The 22,678-nt window shown below is 72.0% G+C and carries 22 protein-coding genes and 1 tRNA gene; 12 read left to right on the forward strand and 11 right to left on the reverse strand.

All coding sequences use genetic code 11. The annotated features are described in order from the left end of the window. Positions 1-136 precede the first annotated feature (136 nt). Complete coding sequence (locus tag ABZY31_RS29485) at positions 137-283, reverse strand: hypothetical protein (protein WP_356416360.1); 147 nt, start codon at positions 281-283, stop codon at positions 137-139. A 103-nt stretch (positions 284-386) separates the two neighbouring features. Further along, a complete protein-coding gene (gene phoU, locus ABZY31_RS29490) occupies positions 387-1,064 on the reverse strand; it encodes a phosphate signaling complex protein PhoU (RefSeq protein WP_356416363.1) in 678 nt (225 codons plus the stop codon). A gap of 219 nt (positions 1,065-1,283) precedes the next feature. Between phoU and ABZY31_RS29495 the strand changes: the two genes are divergently transcribed. After that, the gene (locus ABZY31_RS29495) at positions 1,284-2,522 is read left to right on the forward strand and encodes an ATP-binding protein (RefSeq protein WP_356416366.1); all 1,239 of its coding nucleotides are present in this window, start codon (positions 1,284-1,286) and stop codon (positions 2,520-2,522) included. Continuing rightward, positions 2,519-3,199, forward strand: coding sequence for a response regulator transcription factor (locus tag ABZY31_RS29500; protein ID WP_037795450.1), 681 nt, complete (start codon positions 2,519-2,521; stop codon positions 3,197-3,199). Before ABZY31_RS29495 ends, ABZY31_RS29500 begins: the two co-directional genes overlap by 4 nt. A gap of 86 nt (positions 3,200-3,285) precedes the next feature. On the opposite strand, the gene ABZY31_RS29505 is transcribed toward ABZY31_RS29500, so the two are convergent. Next, positions 3,286-3,957 carry a DUF461 domain-containing protein gene (locus ABZY31_RS29505; RefSeq protein WP_356416369.1) on the reverse strand — a complete coding sequence of 224 codons (672 nt, stop codon included), beginning with the start codon at positions 3,955-3,957 and terminating at the stop codon, positions 3,286-3,288. Between the two features lie 579 nt (positions 3,958-4,536). Here ABZY31_RS29505 and ABZY31_RS29510 point away from each other — a divergent pair. From ABZY31_RS29510 to ABZY31_RS29535, 6 genes are all read left to right on the forward strand, one after another. Then, entirely contained in the window at positions 4,537-5,019 is a 483-nt protein-coding gene (locus tag ABZY31_RS29510) for a CarD family transcriptional regulator (protein ID WP_003953493.1), read from the forward strand. Between the two features lie 258 nt (positions 5,020-5,277). Then, positions 5,278-6,024, forward strand: coding sequence for a 2-C-methyl-D-erythritol 4-phosphate cytidylyltransferase (gene ispD, locus ABZY31_RS29515; protein ID WP_356416372.1), 747 nt, complete (start codon positions 5,278-5,280; stop codon positions 6,022-6,024). Next, positions 6,014-6,544: a 2-C-methyl-D-erythritol 2,4-cyclodiphosphate synthase gene (gene ispF, locus ABZY31_RS29520; protein WP_356416375.1), complete on the forward strand. Its 531-nt coding sequence runs from the start codon at positions 6,014-6,016 to the stop codon at positions 6,542-6,544. The genes ispD and ispF overlap by 11 nt, the downstream gene beginning before the upstream one ends. Before the next feature lie 106 nt (positions 6,545-6,650). Beyond that, the gene (cysS, locus tag ABZY31_RS29525) at positions 6,651-8,051 is read left to right on the forward strand and encodes a cysteine--tRNA ligase (protein WP_356416378.1); all 1,401 of its coding nucleotides are present in this window, start codon (positions 6,651-6,653) and stop codon (positions 8,049-8,051) included. Between the two features lie 85 nt (positions 8,052-8,136). After that, positions 8,137-9,093, forward strand: coding sequence for a 23S rRNA (guanosine(2251)-2'-O)-methyltransferase RlmB (gene rlmB, locus ABZY31_RS29530; protein WP_356416381.1), 957 nt, complete (start codon positions 8,137-8,139; stop codon positions 9,091-9,093). A gap of 142 nt (positions 9,094-9,235) precedes the next feature. Continuing rightward, positions 9,236-10,762, forward strand: coding sequence for a DoxX family membrane protein (locus ABZY31_RS29535; protein WP_356416384.1), 1,527 nt, complete (start codon positions 9,236-9,238; stop codon positions 10,760-10,762). 403 nt (positions 10,763-11,165) lie between these two features. On the opposite strand, the gene ABZY31_RS29540 is transcribed toward ABZY31_RS29535, so the two are convergent. Beyond that, the gene (locus ABZY31_RS29540) at positions 11,166-11,579 is read right to left on the reverse strand and encodes a hypothetical protein (protein WP_356416387.1); all 414 of its coding nucleotides are present in this window, start codon (positions 11,577-11,579) and stop codon (positions 11,166-11,168) included. A gap of 176 nt (positions 11,580-11,755) precedes the next feature. Further along, a complete protein-coding gene (gene ugpC / locus ABZY31_RS29545) occupies positions 11,756-12,844 on the reverse strand; it encodes a sn-glycerol-3-phosphate ABC transporter ATP-binding protein UgpC (protein WP_356416390.1) in 1,089 nt (362 codons plus the stop codon). Between the two features lie 180 nt (positions 12,845-13,024). Here ugpC and ABZY31_RS29550 point away from each other — a divergent pair, with 180 nt between their 5' ends. After that, positions 13,025-13,696: a hypothetical protein gene (locus ABZY31_RS29550; RefSeq protein WP_356416393.1), complete on the forward strand. Its 672-nt coding sequence runs from the start codon at positions 13,025-13,027 to the stop codon at positions 13,694-13,696. 202 nt (positions 13,697-13,898) lie between these two features. Here ABZY31_RS29550 and ABZY31_RS29555 read toward each other — a convergent pair whose 3' ends face one another. Then, positions 13,899-15,272, reverse strand: coding sequence for an RNA-guided endonuclease TnpB family protein (locus ABZY31_RS29555; RefSeq protein ID WP_356416396.1), 1,374 nt, complete (start codon positions 15,270-15,272; stop codon positions 13,899-13,901). A 159-nt stretch (positions 15,273-15,431) separates the two neighbouring features. On the opposite strand from ABZY31_RS29555, the gene ABZY31_RS29560 reads away from it, so the two are divergent. Continuing rightward, positions 15,432-15,509 (forward strand) — tRNA-Thr (locus ABZY31_RS29560). Between the two features lie 85 nt (positions 15,510-15,594). Here ABZY31_RS29560 and ABZY31_RS29565 read toward each other — a convergent pair. Beyond that, a complete protein-coding gene (locus tag ABZY31_RS29565) occupies positions 15,595-16,992 on the reverse strand; it encodes an FAD-dependent oxidoreductase (protein ID WP_356416399.1) in 1,398 nt (465 codons plus the stop codon). 96 nt (positions 16,993-17,088) lie between these two features. Here ABZY31_RS29565 and ABZY31_RS29570 point away from each other — a divergent pair, with 96 nt between their 5' ends. Both ABZY31_RS29570 and ABZY31_RS29575 read left to right on the forward strand, forming a co-directional pair. Continuing rightward, positions 17,089-17,559 (forward strand): GNAT family N-acetyltransferase, encoded by a 471-nt coding sequence (locus tag ABZY31_RS29570; protein WP_356416402.1) that lies wholly within the window; start codon positions 17,089-17,091, stop codon positions 17,557-17,559. Between the two features lie 40 nt (positions 17,560-17,599). After that, on the forward strand, positions 17,600-18,259 hold the full coding sequence (locus ABZY31_RS29575) for a pentapeptide repeat-containing protein (protein ID WP_356416405.1): 660 nt from the start codon (positions 17,600-17,602) through the stop codon (positions 18,257-18,259). A 22-nt stretch (positions 18,260-18,281) separates the two neighbouring features. On the opposite strand, the gene ABZY31_RS29580 is transcribed toward ABZY31_RS29575, so the two are convergent. From ABZY31_RS29580 to ABZY31_RS29595, 4 genes are all read right to left on the reverse strand, one after another. After that, a complete protein-coding gene (locus tag ABZY31_RS29580; protein WP_356416407.1) occupies positions 18,282-18,785 on the reverse strand; it encodes a hypothetical protein in 504 nt (167 codons plus the stop codon). A gap of 77 nt (positions 18,786-18,862) precedes the next feature. Further along, entirely contained in the window at positions 18,863-20,344 is a 1,482-nt protein-coding gene (locus tag ABZY31_RS29585) for a M4 family metallopeptidase (RefSeq protein WP_356416410.1), read from the reverse strand. Between the two features lie 200 nt (positions 20,345-20,544). Continuing rightward, complete coding sequence (locus tag ABZY31_RS29590; RefSeq protein ID WP_356416413.1) at positions 20,545-21,225, reverse strand: response regulator transcription factor; 681 nt, start codon at positions 21,223-21,225, stop codon at positions 20,545-20,547. Continuing rightward, positions 21,222-22,451, reverse strand: coding sequence for a sensor histidine kinase (locus tag ABZY31_RS29595; RefSeq protein ID WP_356416416.1), 1,230 nt, complete (start codon positions 22,449-22,451; stop codon positions 21,222-21,224). Before ABZY31_RS29595 ends, ABZY31_RS29590 begins: the two co-directional genes overlap by 4 nt. Positions 22,452-22,678 lie beyond the last annotated feature (227 nt).

The following is a 22,678-nucleotide window of genomic DNA, read 5'->3' on the forward strand; positions in this document are numbered from 1 at the left end:
TTAAAAAAAACACACTCAAAACATTATTTTTGGGTTTTTTTTTGGTTTTACTGGGTTTGCCACCCCGCACCCCGCCCCGCCCCGCCCGACGGCTGTCGGGCGGGGCCTCTCGCGTACCGGCGAGCAGACGACTGGGTCAGCCGCCGCACTGGCAGGGGGCGCCGGACTGGCAGCCGCAGCCGCAGCCCGAGCCGCAGCCGCAGGCCGCGAGCAGGGGCAGGCGCAGAACCTCCGGGGGCTGGTGCTCCTGCTCGGGCGTGATGGGGACGGGGGAATCGGACATGGTTCCTCCTCGCAGGCGTACCGGTCGTACTGCCTTTGCCTCATTCATGCCCAGCCGCACGGGCGCGTCAACGGCGCATTGGCGCAGGCGACGTGATGCGCCGTCAGGAGCCCTCGGGCGCCGTCGGCGGCTGCAGCTCGTCCGCGTGCTCGCCCGTCACCAGGTACACCACGCGCTTGGCGACCGAGACCGCGTGGTCCGCGAAGCGCTCGTAGTAGCGGCCCAGCAGCGTCACGTCGACCGCCGTCTCGATGCCGTGCTTCCAGCGGTCGTCCATCAGGTGCTGGAACAGCGTGCGGTGCAGCTGGTCCATCTCGTCGTCGTCCTGCTCCAGCTGGAGCGCGAGGTCGACGTCCTTGGTGATGATGACCTCGGCGGCCTTCGCCATCAGGCGCTGCGCCAGCTGACCCATCTCCAGGATCGTCGCGTGCAGGTCCCGCGGGACCGCCGTGTCCGGGAAGCGCAGCCGGGCGAGCTTCGCCACGTGCTGGGCGAGGTCGCCGGAGCGCTCCAGGTCCGCGCTCATGCGCAGCGAGGTCACCACGATGCGCAGGTCCGTGGCGACGGGCTGCTGGCGGGCCAGCAGCGCGATGGCGCGGGCCTCCAGGTCGTGCTGGAGGTCGTCCACCTTCTGGTCGGCGGCGATGACGCTCTCGGCGAGCTTGAGGTCGGCGTCGAGCATGGCCGTCGTCGCCCGGCCGATCGCGGAACCGACGAGCCGGGCCATCTCGACCAGGCCCTCTCCGATCGAGTCGAGTTCCTCGTGGTACGCGTCCCGCATGTGGGTGTCCCTCTCTCGCGTCGTGCCGGTGCCCGTCGTGCCCGTGCCCCGGGAGCCGGGGCCTCGTGCCCCACGGTGCCACGCTGAGCCGTGAACGCGTCCGGCTCCGGCACCCCAAGTGAATCAACCCCGTCGCCAGGGTGAACTCTGGGCGACGACTGTTCGAGGTGCCACCCGAACGGCTGTGGAAGTGTCGTCGCACCTGCTTAACCTGGACACATGGACGTGAACGCGGCGGTCGCCGCAGCTGCAGCGATCGCCGGGCTCTGCACCGGTGTGATCGCCATGCTGGCGTTCCGCTGGAGCGAGCGCGACCAAGCCCGCCCCACCCGGAGCTCCATGCGCCCCGACATCAACGCGGTACTCCCGCCCGGAGTGGACACCGTCCTCTCCGTACTCCGCTCCTCCGCCGTCGTACTGGACGAAGGTGACGCGGTGGTCAAGGCCAGCTCCGCGGCGTACGCCCTCGGCCTGGTCCGCGGCGGCAAACTCGCCGTGGAGCCCATGCTCCACATGGCCCGAGACACCCGCCGCGACGGCGAGATACGCCAGATCGAGCTGGACCTCCCGCGCCGCGGCACCGGCCGCGGCGAGGCCCTCGCCGTCTCGGCGCGGGTCGCCCCCCTCGGCTCCCGCCTCGTGCTGCTGCTGGTCGAGGACCTCACGGAGGCCCGCCGGATCGAAGCGGTCCGCCGCGACTTCGTCGCCAACGTGTCGCACGAGCTCAAGACCCCCGTCGGCGCGATCTCCCTGCTGTCCGAGGCGGTCATGGACGCCTCCGACGACCCCGAAGCGGTCACCCGCTTCGCCGGCCGCATGCAGATCGAGGCGACCCGGCTGATCAACCTCGTCCAGGAGCTGATCGACCTCTCGCGGGTCCAGAACGACGACCCGCTGGAGGACGCCGAGCCGGTCCGGGCCGACACCCTGGTCGCCGAGGCCATCGACCGCTGCCGCCACACGGCCTCCTCCAAGCAGATCACCATGGCCGTCGGCGGCACCGCCGACCTGCGGATCTGGGGCAACCGGGGGCAGCTCGCCGCCGCCCTCGGGAACCTGGTCGAGAACGCCGTGAACTACAGCCCCGCCCGCACCCGCGTCGGCATCGCCGCGCGCCGGGTGAACGCGCCGGGTGGAGACTTGATCGAGATAGCCGTGACCGACCAGGGCATCGGCATCCCGGAGAAGGACCGTGAGCGCATCTTCGAGCGCTTCTACCGCGTGGACCCGGCCCGCTCCCGCGCCACGGGAGGCACCGGCCTCGGCCTCGCCATCGTGAAGCACGTGGCCGCCTCGCACGGCGGCGAGGTCAGCGTGTGGAGCTCCGAGGGGCAGGGCTCCACCTTCACCCTGCGGCTTCCCGAGGCCGCCGTACCCGGCACCGCGGCAGCCCCCGCACCCGCCCGACCCGTGCTCCAACCCGAACCAGCCATTCCTGCCCCGGAGGTCCTTCCGTGACCCGAGTGCTCGTCGTCGAGGATGAGGAATCCTTCAGCGACGCCCTGTCCTACATGCTCCGCAAGGAGGGCTTCGAGGTCGCCATCGCCGCGACCGGGCCCGACGGGCTGGACGAGTTCGAGCGCAACGGCGCCGACCTCGTCCTCCTCGACCTGATGCTCCCGGGGCTCCCCGGCACCGAGGTCTGCCGCCAGCTGCGCGGCCGGTCCAACGTGCCGGTGATCATGGTCACCGCCAAGGACAGCGAGATCGACAAGGTCGTCGGGCTGGAGATAGGGGCCGACGACTACGTCACCAAGCCCTTCTCCTCCCGCGAGCTGGTCGCCCGCATCCGGGCCGTCCTGCGCCGCCGCGGCGAACCGGAAGAGGTCACCCCGGCGGCCCTGGAGGCCGGCCCCGTCCGCATGGACGTCGACCGCCACGTGGTCACCGTCGGCGGCGGCAAGGTCGACCTGCCGCTCAAGGAGTTCGACCTCCTGGAGATGCTGCTGCGCAACGCGGGCCGGGTGCTGACCCGCATGCAGCTGATCGACCGGGTCTGGGGCGCGGACTACGTGGGCGACACCAAGACCCTCGACGTCCACGTCAAGCGCCTGCGCGCCAAGATCGAGCCGGACCCGGGCGCGCCGCGCTACCTGGTCACGGTCCGGGGCCTCGGCTACAAGTTCGAACCGTAAACCGCGCCCGCACCGCGCGGAACGTGGAACGTGAAGGAGGGCCTCCCCGGATTCGGGGAGGCCCTCCTTCCGTACCGGTACCTGCGTCAGTGACCGGCGCTGTGCGAGGGGGACGCCGAGTTCGAGGGGGCGCCGGACTGCGCACCCGACGGGGACGCGGACGTGGACGCCGAAGCGGACGCCGAGGCCGAGGCCGAGGGGGACGCGGAGGCGCTGCCCGAGGGCGAGGCACCGGCGGCGGGGGCCTCGGTCGGGCCGAAGCCCGCGTAGTACCCGGTCGAGGGGACGACCAGAGCGGCCAGCTCCACGTCACCCGCCTGGCTCAGCTGGAAGACGACCTTCTGGGCGTCGCCGTCCTTGACGGCCTGGCGGCCGCCCTCGATGACGGCGGAAGCGTTGCCCTTGCCGCCGAGCACGACGGAGCCGTGCGCGGGCACGGTGACCTTGCCGGCGCCCGTGGCGTCCTTCAGCGTCACCTTGCCGGTGGCGCCCTGAAGGGTGACGGCGTCGAGGGTCTGCGGCTTGGCGCCCGCGTTGAAGACGGTCGCCGAGACGACGGCGGGGCCCTTGCCGTCCTTCGCGCCCTGGGTGATGACCAGCGCGTTCTGGACCTTGATGTCGCCCTTGGTGACGAAGGCGGTGTCCGGCGTGACGGCGAGGGTCTGTGCGTCCTCGCCCGCGCCGCAGGCGGCGAGCGAGACGATCGAGAACGCGAGGGCGGAGGCGGCGAGAGCGCCGCGTCGAAGGCTGCGGCTCACGGCGGCGGCAACTCCTAGGACGTACGGACGGAGGACGGTGATCGGTGGTGCGGTGGTGCGGTGGTGCGGTCGTGCGTGGTCGTGCGGTCGTGCGTCAGGGCGCCGGTAAAGGCGCCCTAAGGGTGTGTCAGCGGGCTTAGGTTACCGAGCCGCCACCCCGCCCCCGCACCCGACCCTCCGCAGCGTGCGGGCGACCCTGGACCGGTCCGGCCGATCCCGCAATTAGTGATCAATTCCGGGATTCCCTCGAACAGCTCTCCGTGATCAATTCAGGATTGGGCCGGAACCCGCTACAGATCCGCCTCACCAGTCGAACGGAGTAGTTCGGTTTCACCGCGCCGAAACGCGCAAAACGGGACGTACGTCACGTCGAGCACACCGCTCCGCGGGTGTAGCGTGGTCGATTCTGTGCGTCCGCGCAGTGGCTCCGACCTGCGAATACCCCCTTCCGGAAGCCCTGCGCAGCACGTTCGTGTCGCTGTTGTCAAGCCCCGAGATAGGCCCTGACCTGCGAAAACGCCATTCATAACAGTCGGTTCTCGTGTTACCCTGGATAGCCACGGAAGGGGTACCTGTCACATGACGTTCAAGGTTGGCGACACCGTGGTCTATCCCCATCACGGGGCCGCGCTGATCGAGGCTATCGAAACTCGCCAGATCAAAGGCGTGGACAAGACCTACTTGGTGCTCAAGGTCGCCCAGGGTGACCTGACCGTTCGCGTACCTGCGGACAACGCGGAGTTCGTAGGCGTTCGCGACGTAGTCGGCCAGGACGGGCTGGACCGGGTCTTCGAGGTGCTTCGTGCACCGTACGCCGAAGAGCCCACGAACTGGTCTCGTCGTTACAAGGCAAATCTGGAGAAGCTCGCCTCTGGCGACGTCATCAAGGTTGCGGAAGTCGTCCGTGACCTGTGGCGCCGTGAGCGCGAGCGCGGGCTCTCCGCGGGCGAGAAGCGCATGCTCGCGAAGGCGCGCCAGATCCTGGTGAGCGAGCTCGCGCTCGCCGAGAACACCAACGAGGACAAGGCCGAGGCCCTCCTCGACGAGGTTCTCGCGTCCTGACGCGACGAACCTTCTCCACAGCAGTCGTGCCGCGGTGCCCGATGACGGCCCTCTCGCCCGCCGAGAGGACTGTCGCCGGGCGCTGCGGCATGTCTGTCTCCCGCAGCACCTCATGCCACCGCCGCGCGTGGCGCGGTGGCGTACCGGGTCCGGGCAGCCGGCTCGACCGGTCGTCACGGAAGGGGCGAGGGCGTCGCACCCGGCACCCCTCAGGCCATACCCACGCGGGCCGAAGCCACAAACCCGGAGCCACCACGGATGTATGACGAAACGCGCCCCCACCGCACCGCCGCGGTGATCCCCGCGGCCGGCCGCGGCACCCGGCTGGGCCCGGGCGCGCCCAAGGCCCTGCGCTCCCTCGGCGGCATCCCGATGCTGGTCCACGCCGTCCGCGCCATGGCCCGCTCCCGCGCCGTCTCCCTCGTGGTCGTCGTCGCCCCGCCCGAGGGCGCCGCCGAGGTCAGGCACCTCCTGGACGAGCACGCCCTGCCCGAGCGGACCGACGTCGTCGTCGTCCCCGGCGGCGGAACCCGCCAGGAATCCGTACGGGCGGGCCTGCGCGCCCTCCCGGACACCATCACCTCCGTCCTCATCCACGACGCGGCCCGCCCCCTGGTGCCGGTCGACACCGTGGACGCGGTGATCGAGGCCGTCCGCGACGGCGCCCCCGCCGTCGTCCCCGCGATGCCGCTGGCCGACACCGTCAAGGAAGTCGAGCCCGGCGCACCCGGCGAGCCCGAGCCGGTCGTCGCCACCCCCGAACGGGCCCGGCTGCGCGCCGTCCAGACCCCGCAGGGCTTCGACCTGGCCACCCTCGTCCGCGCCCACGAGCGCATCGCCGTCAACGGCGAGGGCGCCACCGACGACGCCGGAATGGTGGAAAAGCTCGGCGTGTCCGTCGTCCTCGTCCCCGGCCACGAGGAAGCCTTCAAGGTGACCCGCCCGCTCGACCTGGTCCTCGCCGAGGCCGTACTCGCCCGCAGGAGGGCCACCGATGTCTACTAGCCCCGGACCGCCGTCCACCAGCCCCGGATCCGCCGCCCCGCTCCTCCCGCAGGTCGGCATCGGCACCGACGTCCACGCCTTCGAGACCGGCCGCGAGCTGTGGTGCGCCGGCCTGCTCTGGGAGGGCGAGGACGGCCTGGCCGGCCACTCCGACGGCGACGTCGCGGCCCACGCCGCCTGCGACGCCCTGTTCTCCGCGGCCGGCGTCGGCGACCTCGGCGCGCACTTCGGCACCTCCCGCCCCGAGTGGTCCGGTGCCTCCGGCGTCACCCTCCTGGCCGAGGCGGCCCGCATCGTCCGCGCCGAGGGCTTCGAGATCGGCAACATCGCCGTGCAGGTCATCGGCGTACGCCCGAAGATCGGCAAGCGCCGCGACGAAGCGCAGAAGACACTGACCGCCGCGGCCGGAGCCCCCGTCTCCGTTTCCGGCACCACCACCGACGGCCTCGGCCTCACCGGCCGCGCCGAGGGCCTCGCCGCGATCGCCACCGCGCTGGTGTACCGCACGAGCCGGGCCTGAGCGCGACCCCACGAGCGCCCCGCACGGCACCGCTTCGGCAACAAAGGCACCCCGCGGCCCCGAAAGGGTCGCGGGGCACTGCCGCACGCGCACTACCCTGGATGCCGTGACTCTTCGCCTGTACGACACCAGCGCCCGGCAGATCCGTGACTTCACTCCGCTCGTCGCGGGCTGCGTCTCGATCTACCTCTGTGGTGCCACCGTGCAGGCGGCACCGCACATCGGCCACGTCCGCTCGTACCTCAACTTCGACATCATGCGCCGCTGGCTCACCTACCGCGGCCTCGACGTCACCTTCGTCCGCAACGTCACCGACATCGACGACAAGATCATCACGAAGGCCGAGGACCAGGGACGCCCCTGGTGGTCCATCGGCTACGAGAACGAGCGCGCCTTCAACGACGGCTACGACGCGCTGGGCTGCCTCCCGCCCACCTACGAGCCGCGCGCGACCGGCCACGTGCCCGAGATGATCGAGATGATGCGCGGCCTGATCGAGCGCGGCCACGCCTACGAGGCCGACGGCAGCGTCTACTTCGACGTGCGCTCCTTCCCGGGCTACCTGGAGCTGTCCCACCAGGACATCGACGACCTGCGCCAGCCCACCGAGAGCGGCATCACCGGCAAGCGCGACCCCCGCGACTTCGCCATGTGGAAGGCCACCAAGCCCGGCGAGCCCGACTGGGAGACCCCCTGGGGCCGCGGCCGCCCCGGCTGGCACCTGGAGTGCTCCGCGATGGCGCACAAGTACCTCGGCAGCGCCTTCGACATCCACGGCGGCGGCCTCGACCTGATCTTCCCGCACCACGAGAACGAGATCGCCCAGGCCAAGGCCTACGGCGACGAGTTCGCGAAGTACTGGGTGCACAACGCCTGGGTCACCATGTCCGGCGAGAAGATGTCGAAGTCCCTCGGGAACTCCGTCCTCGTCTCCGAGATGGTCAAGAACTGGCGCCCGATCGTCCTGCGCTACTACCTCGGCACCCCGCACTACCGCTCGATGATCGAATACAGCGAGGACTCCCTGCGCGAGGCCGAATCCGGCTTCGCCCGCATCGAGGGCTTCATCCAGCGCGTCATCGAGAAGGCCGGCGCGCCCGTCGAGCCGGCCACCGAGGTACCGCCCGCCTTCGCCGAGGCCATGGACGAGGACCTCGGCGTCCCGCAGGCCCTCGCGATCATCCACACCACCGTCCGCCAGGGCAACAGCGCGCTCGCCGCCGACGACAAGGACGCCGCGATCGCCCGCCTCTCCGAGGTACGGGCCATGCTGGCCGTCCTCGGACTCGACCCGCTCGACCCGCACTGGGCCGGCGAGACCGACCGCGGCGAAGACCTGCACGGCGCCGTCGACACGCTGGTGCGCCTCGTCCTGGAACAGCGCGAATCCGCCCGGGCCCGCAAGGACTGGGCGACCGCGGACGCGATCCGCGACCAGCTCCAGCAGTCCGGGCTGGTCGTCGAGGACGGTCCGAGCGGCCCCCGCTGGACGCTCGGCCCCCGCTGAGCCCAGCTCGTCGTGCCGCCCGGCGCTCCGGGCGGCACACTCTTCATACGTACACACTGCTGAACAAACGAAACAGGTAGAGGTCATGGCCGGGAACAGCCAGCGCAGGAACCGCCGCACGTCCAACAAGAAGGGCGCTACGGTCGGCAGCGGTGGCCAGCGGCGCAAGGGCCTGGAAGGCAAGGGCCCCACGCCGCCCGCTGCCGAACGCAAGGGCCACAAGAAGAACCGCATCGGCAACGCCATGGCCAAGGCCGCCGCCAAGCGCCGCCCCGCCCCCCGCCGCGGCGGCGTCAAGGGCACCAGCGAGATGGTCGTCGGCCGCAACCCGGTCTTCGAGGCCCTGCGCGACGGCGTGCCCGCCACCACCCTCTACGTCCAGCAGTTCATCGACAACGACGAGCGCGTCCGCGAAGCCCTCCAGCTCGCGGCCGAGCGCGGCAACATCAACCTGATGGAAGCCCCGCGCCCCGAGCTCGACCGCATGACCAACGGGCTCAACCACCAGGGCATGGTCCTCCAGGTCCCGCCCTACGAGTACGCCGCGCCCGACGAGCTGACGGCCGCCGCCTACGACAACGGCGAAGACCCCCTCATCGTCGCCCTCGACGGCGTCACCGACCCCCGCAACCTCGGCGCGATCGTCCGCTCCGTCTCCGCCTTCGGCGGCCACGGCGTGGTCATCCCCGAGCGCCGCGCCGCCAGCATGACCGCCGGCGCCTGGAAGTCCTCCGCCGGCACCGCGGCCCGCACCCCCGTCTCCCGGGTCACCAACCTGACCCGCGCCCTGGAGGCCTACAAGAAGGAAGGCCTCACCATCGTCGGCCTCTCCGCCGACGGCACCCACACGGTCAACGACCTCGAACACCTCGGCGGCCCCGTCGTCATCGTCATCGGCAGCGAGGGCAAGGGCCTCGGCCGCCTCGTCGGCGAGACCTGCGACTACCTCGTCCGCATCCCGATGCCGGGCGGCGCCGAATCGCTCAACGCCGGCGTCGCGGCCGGTGTGGTCCTCTACGAGGCCGCGCGCCGCCGCGCCTGAGCGGTCCCCTTCGGTACCGGACCGGGTGAACGCTTTCACCCGGCCGGTCCCCGCCCCGACCGCCCACATGGCTTGATCTTGACGGGCCTCGGACACATCCCTGCTGTCAAGGCAGTGTCCTAAACACCCATCACTCGGTTAGATGAGTGTGGACACCAGAACGCCAGGGTTCGACGAACAGCCCGCGCTGAGCATGGTCAAGGTGCCGTGCGACCCCGCACAGGTCATCGTGAACCACGCCAGCTTCCGTGTGCGGCTCGCTCCGAGCCCGAGCGCGCGTCCCAAGACCCCCGCGAACGGCCCCTTCCCGGGCCGCGCGCCCGCCCTCGCCGGGGCCGCGATCGCCGCGGGGGCGGCCCGCCGCCGCGCCCCCGTCGTCTGGAGCGGCAAGTCCGCCCCCGGCGACGCCGCCGCAATGGGCGGACTGCTCCAGGCCGTCCGGGACGCGGGACGCGGCCACGACGAGTACGACGGCGGCGACACCCAGGTCATCCCGCGCATCGACCTCGCCCAGGACCTCGCCGACGACACCCTCACCACACCCACCGTCATCGGCCAGCGCAGCTACGGCGACCCCGACGACACCCGCTCGATGGCGCCCGTACGCGGCCTGCCCCACGCGGAGCAGTACGGCGACGGCCCCGACCGCACGGGCGCTCCCGGCGAAGACACCCGGCGCGCCAACGGCGACACCCGCGGCCAGGCCTCGTACTACCCCGGCCGCCGCATGAACCTCGGCGTCGTGCTGCTCCCGCTGCGCGTCTTCCTCGGCTTCATCTCCATCTACGCCGGCATGGGCAAGCTCTGCGACCCCGTCTACTTCGACGGCGGCGAACGCGGCTCCATGGTCACCTGGCTGCGCACCCTGCACCCCTGGGCGCTCGCCGAACCGCTGCGCGACTTCGCCCTCGCCCACCCGGTCGGCGCGGGCCTCAGCGTGGCGTTCCTCCAGGTCGTGGTCGGCGTCCTCACCGTCTTCGGCCTCTGGCAGCGCTTCGCCGCCTGCTTCGGCGCGCTGCTGTCGGCGGCCCTGCTGATGACCGTCAGCTGGAAGACCGTCCCCGCCTACGACGCGCCCGACATCATCTACCTCGCCGCCTGGAGCCCGCTGATCATCGCGGGCGCCCCCGTCTACTCCCTGGACGGCCGGCTCGCGGGCGAGGCCTGGCGCACGCTGGGCCCGCGCTCCGAGATCTGGCGGCTGCGGCGCCGCGTCCTGCGGCGCGGCGCGGTCATGGCGACCGTCGTCTGCGGACTGACCCTCCTCGTCGGCTCCCTCCTCGGCGGCGCGGTCCGCTCCTCGACCGTCGTCACCGTCCCCGGCCCCGGCCAGGCACCCAGCAACTACCTGCCCGGCTCCCCGCTGCCGCAGGCACCCTCCACCTCCCGCCTCCCCGCGAAGCAGCAGCCCTCCAAGACGGCCGTCCCCTCCGCGAAGCCCTCCGAGACCCCCGCGAAGACCGGCCGGACCAGCACGGGCGCGCCGTCGAAGTCCACGGCGGGCAGCGGCGCCGGATCGCCGTCCGCGACCCGCTCCGGGACGAGCCAGCCCCAGCGGAGCACCACCTCCGGCCAGTCCACCCCGCAGAAGTCCTCCGGCACGGGCAACGGCGGTGCCTCCAGCCCGGCGAAGAAGCCCGGACTGGTGGGCGGGCTGCTGGGCGGCTGACCCGCCCGGCGCAGCACGACTCACGGGGCCCGGTACGCGCATCTCGCGTACCGGGCCCCGTCACGCGTGCGCGCTGCCGCCGGGAGCCGGGAGCCGGGAGCGGGACGCGTGGCCCGAGGGCCGAGTCCCGCCCGTGGAGGGCCCGTTGGCGCGTGGCCGGCCCGTCCGGGCCTCCGCCGTGCCGATCGCCCGCCAGGGGGCCCCTGGGGCGGCGGGAGGACCGCCGGCTACGCGCCCCCCGGCGGCCGACCGGGTACGGCCACGGCCGCGCACCCCGGCCGCCCGCCAGGACCACCGCCGGGCGGTGCCTGGGAGGAGCGGGCCGGGGTGCGCGGCCGCGGTATGACCAACGGGGCTGTACGGGCAGGGCGGACGAGACGGGCGGAGCGGGGAAGCGGGCCGGTCAGCTGAAGGAGGCGACACCCGCGGCGTACGAGGTGTCGCACACCGGCCGCGCGAAGGTCTGCGCCTTCGTGGGCCCGTACACGTCCACCGCGGCGCGGCCGATGGCCCGGGCGATGCCCACGCAGTGGTCGGCGAGCGACGGCCGCCGGTCCACCTCCTGCTGGAGGTGCGTGAGGACGACGCCGGGCTCCTGGCCCTGCTGGAGTTCACCGAGGAGCTTCGCCCGCAGCACGTCCTGCGCGGCGAGCGGCTTCGCGGGAACGTTCACGTTCTCGGCGGAGGCGGTGAGGATCTGGGACGGGGTGCTGTCGGCCCAGGGAACCATGGTGACCGCGAGGGTCCCGGACAGGACCAGGACGACGGGCAGGACCAGGGCGAGGGAACGGCCGATACGGCGGGCAGAGTGGGTCACGAAGGCGAGAGTAGCGCTCGGTGAAGATATGGCGACATTTAGTCACCCGGTCGGGGGACGGTTCGACGTGGCTTTTCGAATGGGGCGTTGACGAACGCTGCTCGAAAACCACCCGATTGGCGGGGAAAACGAATGTTGGGCGCGCCCGAGCACGCCCAACACCCGCCACCCATCGATCAGTTGGCGAGCCGCTCGCCCGAAGAGGTCGAGAAGACGTGCGTCTCACCGGCGCGCGGCACCACGTTCAGCACCGAGCCCTTCTCCGGCACCTGACGGCCGTTGACCCGGACCACGATGTCCTGCTCCTTGCCGTCGATCGTCGCCGTGCCGTACACGTAGCCGTCCGCGCCCAGTTCCTCGACGACGTTGACCGTCACGGCCAGGCCGCCCTCGGCGGCGATGTCGAAGTGTTCGGGACGCACGCCGACCGTCACCGTGCGGTCGCCCGCGTCCGCCGCGGCGGACAGCGCCTCGCGGGCGATCGGGACCAGGGCGTCGCCGAAGGTCACGCCGCCGTCGGTGATCGGCACCTCCACCAGGTTCATCGCGGGCGAGCCGATGAAGCCGGCCACGAAGAGGTTCGCCGGGCGGTCGTACATGTTGCGCGGGGTGTCCACCTGCTGGAGCAGACCGTCCTTCAGCACCGCGACCCGGTCGCCCATGGTCATGGCCTCGACCTGGTCGTGCGTGACGTACACGGTGGTGATGCCCAGGCGCCGCTGGAGGCTCGCGATCTGCGTACGGGTGCTGACGCGGAGCTTGGCGTCCAGGTTCGACAGCGGCTCGTCCATCAGGAAGACCTGCGGCTGGCGCACGATGGCGCGGCCCATCGCCACGCGCTGGCGCTGACCGCCCGAGAGGGCCTTGGGCTTGCGGTCGAGGTACGCGCGCAGGTCCAGGATGTCCGCGGCCTCTTCGACCTTCTTGCGGATGGTGGCCTTGTCCACGCCGGCGATCTTGAGCGCGAAGCCCATGTTGTCGGCGACGGACATGTGCGGGTACAGCGCGTAGTTCTGGAACACCATCGCGATGTCCCGGTCCTTGGGCGGCAGGTGCGTGACGTCGCGGTCACCGATGCGGATCGCGCCGCCGTTGACGTCCTCCAGCCCCGCGAGCATGCGCAGCGAGGTGGACTTGCCACAGCCGGAGGGGCCGACGAGCACGAGGAACTCGCCGTCCTCGACGTGCAGCTCCAACTGGTCGACGGCGGGCTTGTCGCCCCCCGAGTAAATGCGGGTCGCCTTGTCGAACGTGACAGAAGCCATGGTGGTGAATCCCTTCTACCGGCAGGAACGTGCCGGACGATCCGAGTAGGAAGGTCTAGTCCAGTCAACCGGACTCCGCCCGACGCTACCTGCCGCGGTCCGCTCCTGTCAGCACCTGGACCGGGTGACTTCGCTTATGGCCGGCGCAGACTGTCAGAGGCGGCTGCTTTGATCCCGTCCATGACCGTCTACGACCTGACCCGCGCCCTGCCCGACATAGCGACCCTGCGCGACCGCTGCCGGGCGATGGCCGCACTGGAACTGGTGATCAGCGGCAACGAGAGCGGCGGCTACTTCTCCTACGCCCTCGCCTGGGGCCCGGGGGAGGAGGCCGCCCTGATGGACAACGGCTCGGGCGACGACTACGCCGTCGTCTTCACCCCGGACGGGGTCTTCGGCTGCGGCTTCGACCACGAATCGCCGATGAGCCCGTGGGCCAGCGACGACGACCCGGCGCCCTGGCCCGGGCTGGTGGACGGCATGCCGGAGGTGTTCGCACCGCAGCTGACCGAGGCGGCCTTCGCCACGGACGAGGGCGTCATCAACGCCACCGCCGTCTTCTGGCGCGAAACCGGTGACACGGCCTGGCGGGCGGGCACGGTCGAATTCCCGGCGGGCCACCCCGACCCCGACGGCACGGACCACCTCTTCGCCGTCCTGGCCGCGGGCACCCCGGAGGCCTACCACGCCTTCGCCGAGGACTACTACGAGAGCGACCTCCCCCTGGACGCGGTCCGCCACCTCTGGGAACTGCGCCCCCCGACCCAGGCCGTCGTGGACGCCCTCAACCCGGGCCTGCCGCTGGAGGCGGTGGCCCCGAGGCTGGCGCGGGTGGGGTACCCGGGGGTGTGAGGGGGCAGAGCACCGGCTTTTTGACCTGGTGGGGGGGGCAGAGCCACACACTTTTGACCCCATTGCCGCTCTCGCGAGTGACACTTCCTGCTTCACCATCCGCTGCCGCCCGGTGCACCCCTGAGGGATGCACCGGGAGGTCTTACACAGACTCCACAGGCATGGAGACCGACGGCCCGTCGGCCTGTTGCTCATGTACGGCTTATGCCGCCGTGACGCACTCGGGCAGTTCCGACGCGCGGATGACCGACGGCGGCGCCTTCCCGGTCGGGAGCGCCGCTGTCACCACCCGGTACAGCCGCAGTCCCTCGTCGCGGAGATTCACCGCGGCGTTCCCGTCACGGTCGTGGACGGCTCCACACGCGGCGCACGTCCACGACCGCACGGACAAGCCCAGCCGCTCGCCCTTCGTATGACAGCTGGAGCAGCGTCGGGTGGAGGGGAAGAGCCGGTCCACGACGACCACGGTGCGCCCGTACCAGCCCGCCTTGTACCGGAGCATGTCGAGGAGCATGCCCCACGAGGCGTCGCTGATGGCCTTGCTCAGCTTCGAGGAGCGCAGGAGGTTCGCGACGGCCAGGTCTTCCACCACGAGCACTTGGTTCTCGCGCACGAGGCGGGTGGTGAGCTGGTCGAGGCTGTCCTTGCGGACATCACTGATCAGTGCGTACAGCTTGGCGATCTTCGCGCGGGTCTTCCCGCGGTTGCTCGACCCCTTCCGCCTGCGGTGCAGCTCCCGCTGGAGCCGGGCCAGCTTCTTTTCGTACTTCTTCAGCAGCCGTGGGTGGTCCACCGTGCTGCCGTCGTCCAGGGTGACCAGGGCGGTCAGTCCGAGGTCGATCCCGACGGCCTTCGGAACGTCCGTGCCGGGGACGAAGGCGGTGGGCAACCGCGCTATCCGCTCCTCCACGAGGACGTAGAGGAAGAAGCGTCCGGCGCGGTCACGCGTCACCGTCAGCTTCACCGGCGTGATCCCGGCGGGGAGCGGGCGGGACCAGCGCACGTCCAGTGGCTCCGTCTGCTTCGCCAGGGCGATGAGCCCGGTACCGGGCCGCTCGGGGTCCTCGTGCCACCGGAAGCCGGTACGGACGTAGGTCGCCGAATCCCGCGACCGGTGCTTGCGCTTCGGCTTCGGGTACCTCGCCGTTCCTTTGAAGAAACGGCTGTACGCCGAGTCGAGATGGCGCAGTGACTGCTGGAGTACGGTCGATGACACCTCTTGTAGCCACGGGGTCTCCGGGGCCCTGCGCCAGCCGGTCAACGCCCGGGAGGTCTCGGCGAAGCCGAGGGCGACGTGGTGCTCCTCCCACGCCTTCACTCGTAGGGCCAGGCCCTCGTTGTAGACCCAGCGGCAGGCGCCGAACGTCCGCAGCAACTGCTCGGCCTGTGTGTCAGTGGGGTAGAAGCGGTAACGGTACGTCCGCTGTTGCGTGCCCGGTTCCTTCGTACGGCTCGTGAGCGGCTTCGCTGCGCGCTGTTGGTGCTTGCGCTGGTCCGGGACGCCCAGGACCTCGCGCTTGAGGCGCTTGGCCTCGGCGCCTATGAGGCGCTCCTTCTGCTCCGCGGCTTCGGCCACGAACCCTCCCACCCCTACGGTCCGATAGTCGGACGGGCACTTCAGTACGGAGAACGAACTGACGGGCGAGGGGTTACGGGGACCGGAAAGGTCTTCGCGGCGGTGTCTGGCTGCTGTGTAGAGTGAAGGCGATTCTGTGCGCTGCGCAGTGTCACATGTGCCCCCTTAGCTCAGTCCGGCCAGAGCACTCCACTTGTAATGGAAAGGTCGTCGGTTCGAATCCGACAGGGGGCCCCATCCCAGGTCAGCGGCTTGTTGATCAAGGGGATTCGAACGAAAGCGGAAGGCCCCGGGCGGTTGCCCGGGGCCTTTTGTGTGCCCGTCAGTGGCGGCCCGAGATGCGGTCGGCCAGGCGGGCCAGGGGGGTCGTGGTGGCTGCGTGGGTGGTGGTTTCGTGGCGGTCGGCTTCGCGGTAGGCGGCGTAGAGAGCCTGGACGCCGAGCCAGCGGAAGGGTTCCGGTTCCCAGCGGCGGACGCGGTGGTTGACCCACGGGAGGGTGGTCAGGGCCGTGGGGCCGGACTGGCCCGAGTCCTGCTGGACCAGGTCGCACAGGGTGCGCGCGGCCAGGTTGGCGGTGGCGACGCCCGAGCCGACGTAGCCGCCGGCCCAGCCCAGGCCCGTGGCGCGGTCGAGGGTGACCGAGGCGCACCAGTCGCGCGGCACGCCGAGGACGCCGGACCAGGCGTGGGTGACCGGGACGCCGGTGAGCTGGGGGAAGAAGGAGGTGAGGAGGGTGGTGAGGGCTTCGATCGTGGCGGGCTGGGTGCGGCCGTCGTTGTCGGTGCGGGAGCCGTAGCGGTAGGGGACGCCGCGGCCGCCGAGGGCGATGCGGTCGTCGGCGGTGCGCTGGGCGTACATGTAGGCGTGGGCCATGTCGCCGAGGGTGGCGCGGTCGGTCCAGCCGAGGGCGTCCCAGGTGGCGGCGGGCAGCGGGGCGGTCACGATCATCGAGGAGTTCATCGGGAGCCAGGAGCGCTTCTGGCCCTTGAGGGAGGCGGTGAAGCCCTCGGTGCAGCGCAGGACGTACGGGGCGCGGACGGTTCCGTAGGGGGTGACGGCCTGCTTGGGGGCGATGGCGGTGACCGGGGTGGATTCGTGGATGGTCACGCCGAGGCGTTCGCAGGCGTCGGCGAGGCCGGTGACGAGTTTGGCGGGGTGGATGCGGGCGCCGTGCGGGCTCCAGGTGCCGCCGACGGCGTCGGCGACGTCGATGCGGGCGCGGGTGTCGCGGGCGCCGAGCAGGACGCGGTCGGTTTCGCCGAAGGCGGTTTCGGCGGCGTGGAAGGCCTTGAGGCGGTTCAGCTGGGCGGGGCTGCGGGCGACTTCGAGGACTCCGCCGTGGTGGATGTCGGCGTCGATGCCTTCTTTGGCGGCGGTGTCGATGACCTCGGTGACGGTGTCGTTCATGGCTTTCTGGAGGCGTACGGCGGCCTCGTGGCCGTGCAGCTTCGCGTAGCGGTCGCGGCCGGCGATGCCGTTGTAGAGCCAGCCGCCGTTGCGTCCGGAGGCGCCGTAGCCGCAGAATTTCTGCTCCAGGACGGTGATCCGGAGGAAGGGGGCGGCTCGTTTGAGGTAGTAGGCGGTCCAGAGTCCGGTGTAGCCGCCGCCGACGATGACGACGTCCGCCGTGGCGTCGCCGGTCAGGGGTTCGCGGGGTGGCGGGGTGCCGTCCGTCGCGTACCAGAAGGAGATGCCGCCGTTGATCGTCGTGCTGCTCATGGGGGAGTGGTACACCGCGTTCCGCACGGGTGTCCAGGGTTCGGGCCCGTGTGCGGGGACGGTGTACTCGCCTGGGGCGCGGCTTAGGCTGCGGGAATGATCCGTACAGCGACTGAAGCCGATGTCCCCGCGATTCACGCGATGGTCCGTGAACTCGCGGATTACGAGAAGGCCTTGCACGAGGTGCGGGCCACGGAGGAGCAGCTGCGGGAGGCGTTGTTCGGTGAGCGTCCGGCGGTGTTCGCGCACATCGCGGAGACGGCGGAGGGCGAGGTGGCGGGTTTCGCCCTGTGGTTCCTGAACTTCTCGACCTGGCGCGGGGTGCACGGCATCTATCTGGAGGACCTGTACGTGCGTCCGGAGCACCGCGGTGGCGGGTACGGGAAGGCGTTGCTGCGGGAGCTGGCGGGGCTGTGCCGGGAGCGGGGTTACGAGCGCCTGGAGTGGTGGGTGCTGAACTGGAACGAGCCGGCGATCAGGTTCTACGAGTCGCTGGACGCGGTGGCGCAGGAGGAGTGGACGGTGTTCCGGCTGACGGACGGGGCGCTCGCGGAGCTGGGGGGCTAGCGCTGGGCGCGTTGTCGGTGGGGTGGGCCAGGATGGGTCCATGGTGCGAAAAGTGAAGGCCGTGCGGCGGGCAGAGGTGCGGTTGCCGGGGCTGCGGCCCTTCGGGGACGCGGAGCTGGAGCCGGACGGGGATTACGACGGGCTGGAGTTCGCGGACCGGGACCTGGGCGGGCAGGAGGGGGCGGGGGCGCGGTTCCTGGACTGCGCGTTGCGGCGCTGTTCGCTGGACGGGACGGGGCTGGCGCGGGCGCGGTTCGTGGACGCGGTGCTGGAGGGGGTGCGCGGGGTGGGTACGGACCTCGCGGGGGCTTCGCTGCGCGATGTGGAACTGCGCGAGGTGCGGTGGGGCGGGGTGCAGTTGCACGGGGCGGTGCTGGAGCGGGTGCTGGTGCGGGGCGGGAAGATCGATTACCTGAACCTGCGGACGGCGCGGTTGAGGGACGTGGTCTTCGAGAGCTGTGTCCTGGTGGAGGCGGATTTCGCGGGGGCGGTGCTGGAGCGGGTGGAGTTCGTCGACTGTGCGCTGCGCGGGGTGGATTTCGGCGGGGCGCGGATGACGGACGTGGATCTGCGGGGGGCGGTGGAGCTGGACATCGCGCGGGGGGTGGAGTCTTTGGCGGGTGCGGTGATCAGTTCGTCGCAGCTGTTGGATCTGGCTCCGGTGCTGGCGGCGCAGGTGGGGTTGCGGGTGGAGGGGTAGGGGGTCGCGGGTCGTTGCCGCTTTAGGCGGGGACGCGGGGGAAGCGGGTCTGGAGGGTCCAGATCGTGGGGTTGTCGGCCAGTCCGTCGTGCATGTCGGTGAGGTCGGCGATCACGTCGTGGAGGAAGTCGCGGGCCTCGCGGCGCAGCAGGCGGTGGCTGAAGGTGAGGGGGGGTTCCTCGGGGTCCATCCAGTCGGCTTCGACGTCGACCCAGCCGAAGCGGCGTTCGAAGAGCATGCGGTCCGGGGATTCGGTGAAGTCGAGTTCGGCGTACTGGCGGTTGGCGGCGCGGCTGCCGCGGGGGTCCTGGTCGAGTTGCTCGACGATGTCGCACAGGGCCCAGGCGAAGTCGAGGACGGGGACCCATCCCCAGGCTGTGGACACTTCCCGGTCGGCGTGGGTGTCGGCGAGGTAGACGTCGCCGCAGAAGAGGTCGTGGCGCAGGGAGTGGACGTCCGCCGAGCGGTAGTCGGTCTGCGGGGGGTCGGGGAAGCGCCGGGAGAGGGAGTAGCCGATGTCGAGCACGTAGTCGATGGTGTCACGGCCCGGCGCACCGTGCGGCCGCAGGGGCGTCCGGGGCCGGGGGTGGCCGGGCCGTGGGTTCAGTGGACGTTGACGGCGTTCCAGGCGGCGGCGACGGCGGTGCGTTCGGTGCTGGTGGCGCCGTAGAGGTCGGTGGCGGCCTGGAGGGTGGCCGTGCGGGCGCGGGAGTAGGTGGAGGCGGAGGTGAGGTGGACGGTGAGTGCGCGGTACCAGATGCGGACGGCCTTCTCCCGGGTGATGCCGGAGAGCTTGGAGCCGTCGTAGGTGGGGGAGTCGTAGGTGACTCCGTTGATCACCTTGCGGCCGCTGCCTTCGGAGAGGAGGTAGAAGAAGTGGCGGGCGGGGCCGGAGGCGGCGTGGGGGTCGAGGGTGCCGATGTCGCGGGACCAGTAGTCGCGTGAGGAGCCGTCGCTGCTGGGGCGGTCCATGGTGCGCGGGGCGCCGGGGTAGGCGCGTTCGCCGATGAGGTAGTCGCCGGGGTCGGCGGGGTTTTCGGCGAAGAATTCTCCGGCGGTGCCGAGGATGTCGGAGGTGGCTTCGCCCAGGGCGCCCGGTTCGCCGGAGGAGAGGAGTCCGGCGGTGGCGGCGGTCAGGCCGTGGGCGATCTCGTGGCCGACGATGTCGAGGGAGGTGGGGGGCTTGCCGGTGCCGGGGGCGCCGTCGCCGTAGTTCACGCAGCCGCAGGAGTCGGACCAGAAGGCGTTGCCGTAGTTGGTGCCGTAGTGGACGCGGGAGGTGATGCCCCGGCCGTCGCCGCGGATGCCGTTGCGGCCGAGGACGCCCTGGTAGAAGTCCCAGGTGACGGCGGTTCCGTAGTGGACGTCGACGCCGGCGGTCTGGCGGTTGGTGGGTGTGCCGTTGCCCCAGAGGTCGTCGGCGTCGGTGAAGAGGACGCCGCCGGTGGTCTGGTTGAGGGCGTCGAGGGTGCGCTGGTCGCCGCGGGGGACGTCGCGGAGCTGGTGGAGGGCGCCGTTGGGGGTGGTGCCGAGGGGGACCGTGCCGGCGTACTGGCTGGTGCCGGTGCCGGCGTGGACGGCGTCGTACGAGCCGAGTACGGCGCCGGTACGGGCGTCGGTCACGGTGTGCAGCTCGCTCGGGGTGCCGTCGGGCCGGGGGGTGCGGGTGAGGGTGTCCCAGGCGGGGGCGGGGGCGCCGGTCGCGGCCCAGATGATCCGGCGGGCGCCGGGGGCGGGGGCGGGGGTCCGGGCGGTGGTGGTGGCGGCTGTCCGCAGGGCGGCCGGGGTGGTGGTGTCGGTGGTGGTGCGGGAGCCGTCGGGGCGCTGGTGGACGATCAGGTCGCCGCCGATGACGGGGACGTCGCCGAGGGTGCGGTCGTAGTGCGTGTGGGTGGTGCCGTCGGGGTCGGTGACGGTGGCGCCGGGGCGGGCGGTGAGGCGTTCGGCGGTGGCGCTGGTGGTGGCGGGGTCCGCCGGGGCGGCGTTCGCCGGGGCGGCGAGGGTCGCGAGGGTGGCGGCGAGCACCGCGGTGGTGGCGGTGGCGAGGCGGACGAGGGTGCGGGGGGAGGACGCGGGGTGGGTCACTCGGGCTCCTTCGCGGGCGGCGGCGCCGGGGTGGGGCGCGTGGAGCGGAGCGTGCCAGCGGCGGGTGCGCGGGGGACAGGGGTGGGGCGGGGGGCGGGGTGTGGTTGTCCGAAGAGGGGGCGTGACTGTCCGGTTCCGGGCGAGTGGCGCCGGGGGGTACGGGGTGGTGGGTACGGGGGCGGGGGCTCGCGGCGTTCCGGTCAGGACGGGAGGAGGCGCTGTTCCTTGGCGACCGAGACGGCGCCCGCGCGGGTGTCGACGCCGAGCTTGTCGTAGATCCGGCCGAGGTGGGTCTTGACGGTGGCTTCGCTGATGAAGAGGGCGCGGGCGATGTCGCGGTTGCCGAGGCCGCGGGCGAGCTGGCCGAGGATGTCCAGTTCGCGTTCGGTCAGGGTGGGTTTCGTGCCGCGCATGTGGGCCATCACGCGGCTGGCCACGGGCGGGGAGAGCGTGGTGCGGCCCTGGGCGGCGGAGTGGATCGCGGCGAAGAGTTCCTCGGGGCGTTCGGCCTTCAGCAGGTAGCCGGTGGCGCCTGCGGCGATGGCGCGCGTGATGTCGGCGTCCGTGTCGTACGTCGTCAGCACCAGCACGTGCGGCGGGGGCGGTCCCGGGAGCGCGGCGATGCGGCGGGTGGCCTCGATGCCGTCGATGCCCTCGCCGAGCTGGAGGTCCATCAGGACGACGTCGGGGCGCAGCGCGGCGGCCAGCGCCACGGCCTCCTCGCCGTTGCCGGCCTCGCCGACGACCTCGATGTCCGGTTCGCTGCCGAGGAGGGCGAGCAGGCCGGCGCGGACGACCAGGTGGTCGTCGCAGAGCAGGATCGTCGTCGGGGCCGTCCCGTGCGGCGGGGTCGTGCGGGCCTGCGGGGGCGTCCGGGTCATCGGGGTGGCTCCAGTGCGCTGGGGGTGTCGAGGGTCAGGGGGAGCGCGGCGGACAGGACCGTGCCCTCGGAGGGGGTGGATTCGACGGTCAGGGTGCCGCCGAGCTGGCGGACCCGGGCGCGCATCGCGGGCAGGCCGTGGCCGCGGTCGGGGCGGTCGGGGGCGGGCGCCGCGGAACCGGTCCCGGGGGTGGCGAAGCCGCTGCCGTCGTCGGCGATGTCCAGGACCACCTGGTCGCCGAGGAAGCTGAGCGTGAGGGCCGCGGTGCGGGCGCCGGAGTGCTCGCGGACGTTGGCGAGGGCGCCCTGGGCGATCCGGAGCAGCGCGGACTGGGTCCGGTCGGGCAGCGGCACGGGGGCGCCCTCCAGGTGGAAGCGCACCGTGACCTGCGGACCGGCGTCGAGCCCCCGGAGGGCCTCGGCGAGGGGGACGCCGTCGGCGAGTTCCGAGGGGGCCAGGTCGTGCACCAGGCGGCGGGCCTCGGCCAGGCCGCGGGCCGCGATGCCGGTGGCGGTACGGACGTGCGCGCGGGCGGTGGCCGGGTCCGCGTCCCAGGTCCGCTCGGCGGCCTGGAGCAGCATCCGCTGGCTGGAGAGGTTCTGGGCGAGGGTGTCGTGGATCTCCATCGAGAGGCGCTGGCGTTCGGCGAGGGTGCCTTCGCGGCGCTCGGTCGCGGCCAGTTCCCGGCGGGTGCGCAGCAGGTCGTCGATGAGGGTCCGCTGGGCCCGGCTCTGGCGCTCCATGTGGACGAAGACGGCGGTCGCGAGGGCGGCGACGGCGGGCGGGGCCAGCAGCAGGTTGGGGTCGAAGGCGGTGGCGAGCCGTAGCTGGGCGGCGACGACGAAGGCGGTGAGGAGGGCCACGAGGATGACGGCGGCGCGGGGCGGCAGGGTGCGCAGGGCGGTGTAGAAGAGCGGGACGGCGCACCAGGCGAAGCTGGGGGCGAGGAGGACGAGGACCACCCAGGTGGTGACGACGAGGGTGAGCCAGGCGAGGTGGCGGGGGGTGGGCCGGGCCGGGTCCCCGGTGGGGGTGGGCGTGGGGGTGGCTTTGGCGGTGGTGGGGCCGAGGCAGTAGAGGAGGGCCAGGGTGATGCTCAGGGCGATGATCCACGGGGTGCGGGGTTCGCCGGGGTGGCGCAGCAGGAAGCGGGCGACGGAGGAGGTGAGGAGGAGGAAGAAGGCGGTGTGCACGACGGTGGTGAGCGTGCGGCTGGGGGTGTGCACGGGGGGTCCTCCTCCGGAGTGGGTGGGTGGGCGGGGTGCCCGTCCATCGTGCCTGTCCGCGGGGCGCGAAGCCTCCCCGGCCCCGCGGGGGCGAACCCAGCCTGCCCGGCGTTTGAGGGCCCGCCGGAGGCCCCCGGGCCCGCGGGCGGCGCGGCGGCCGCCAGGGACACCGGCGCGCGGCGCGGGCGGGGGGGGGCCCGAGCCGGCAAGGAGCGGGGGGGCAGGGA

Source organism: Streptomyces sp. NPDC006529, assembly GCF_040611795.1.
GTDB lineage: Bacteria > Actinomycetota > Actinomycetes > Streptomycetales > Streptomycetaceae > Streptomyces.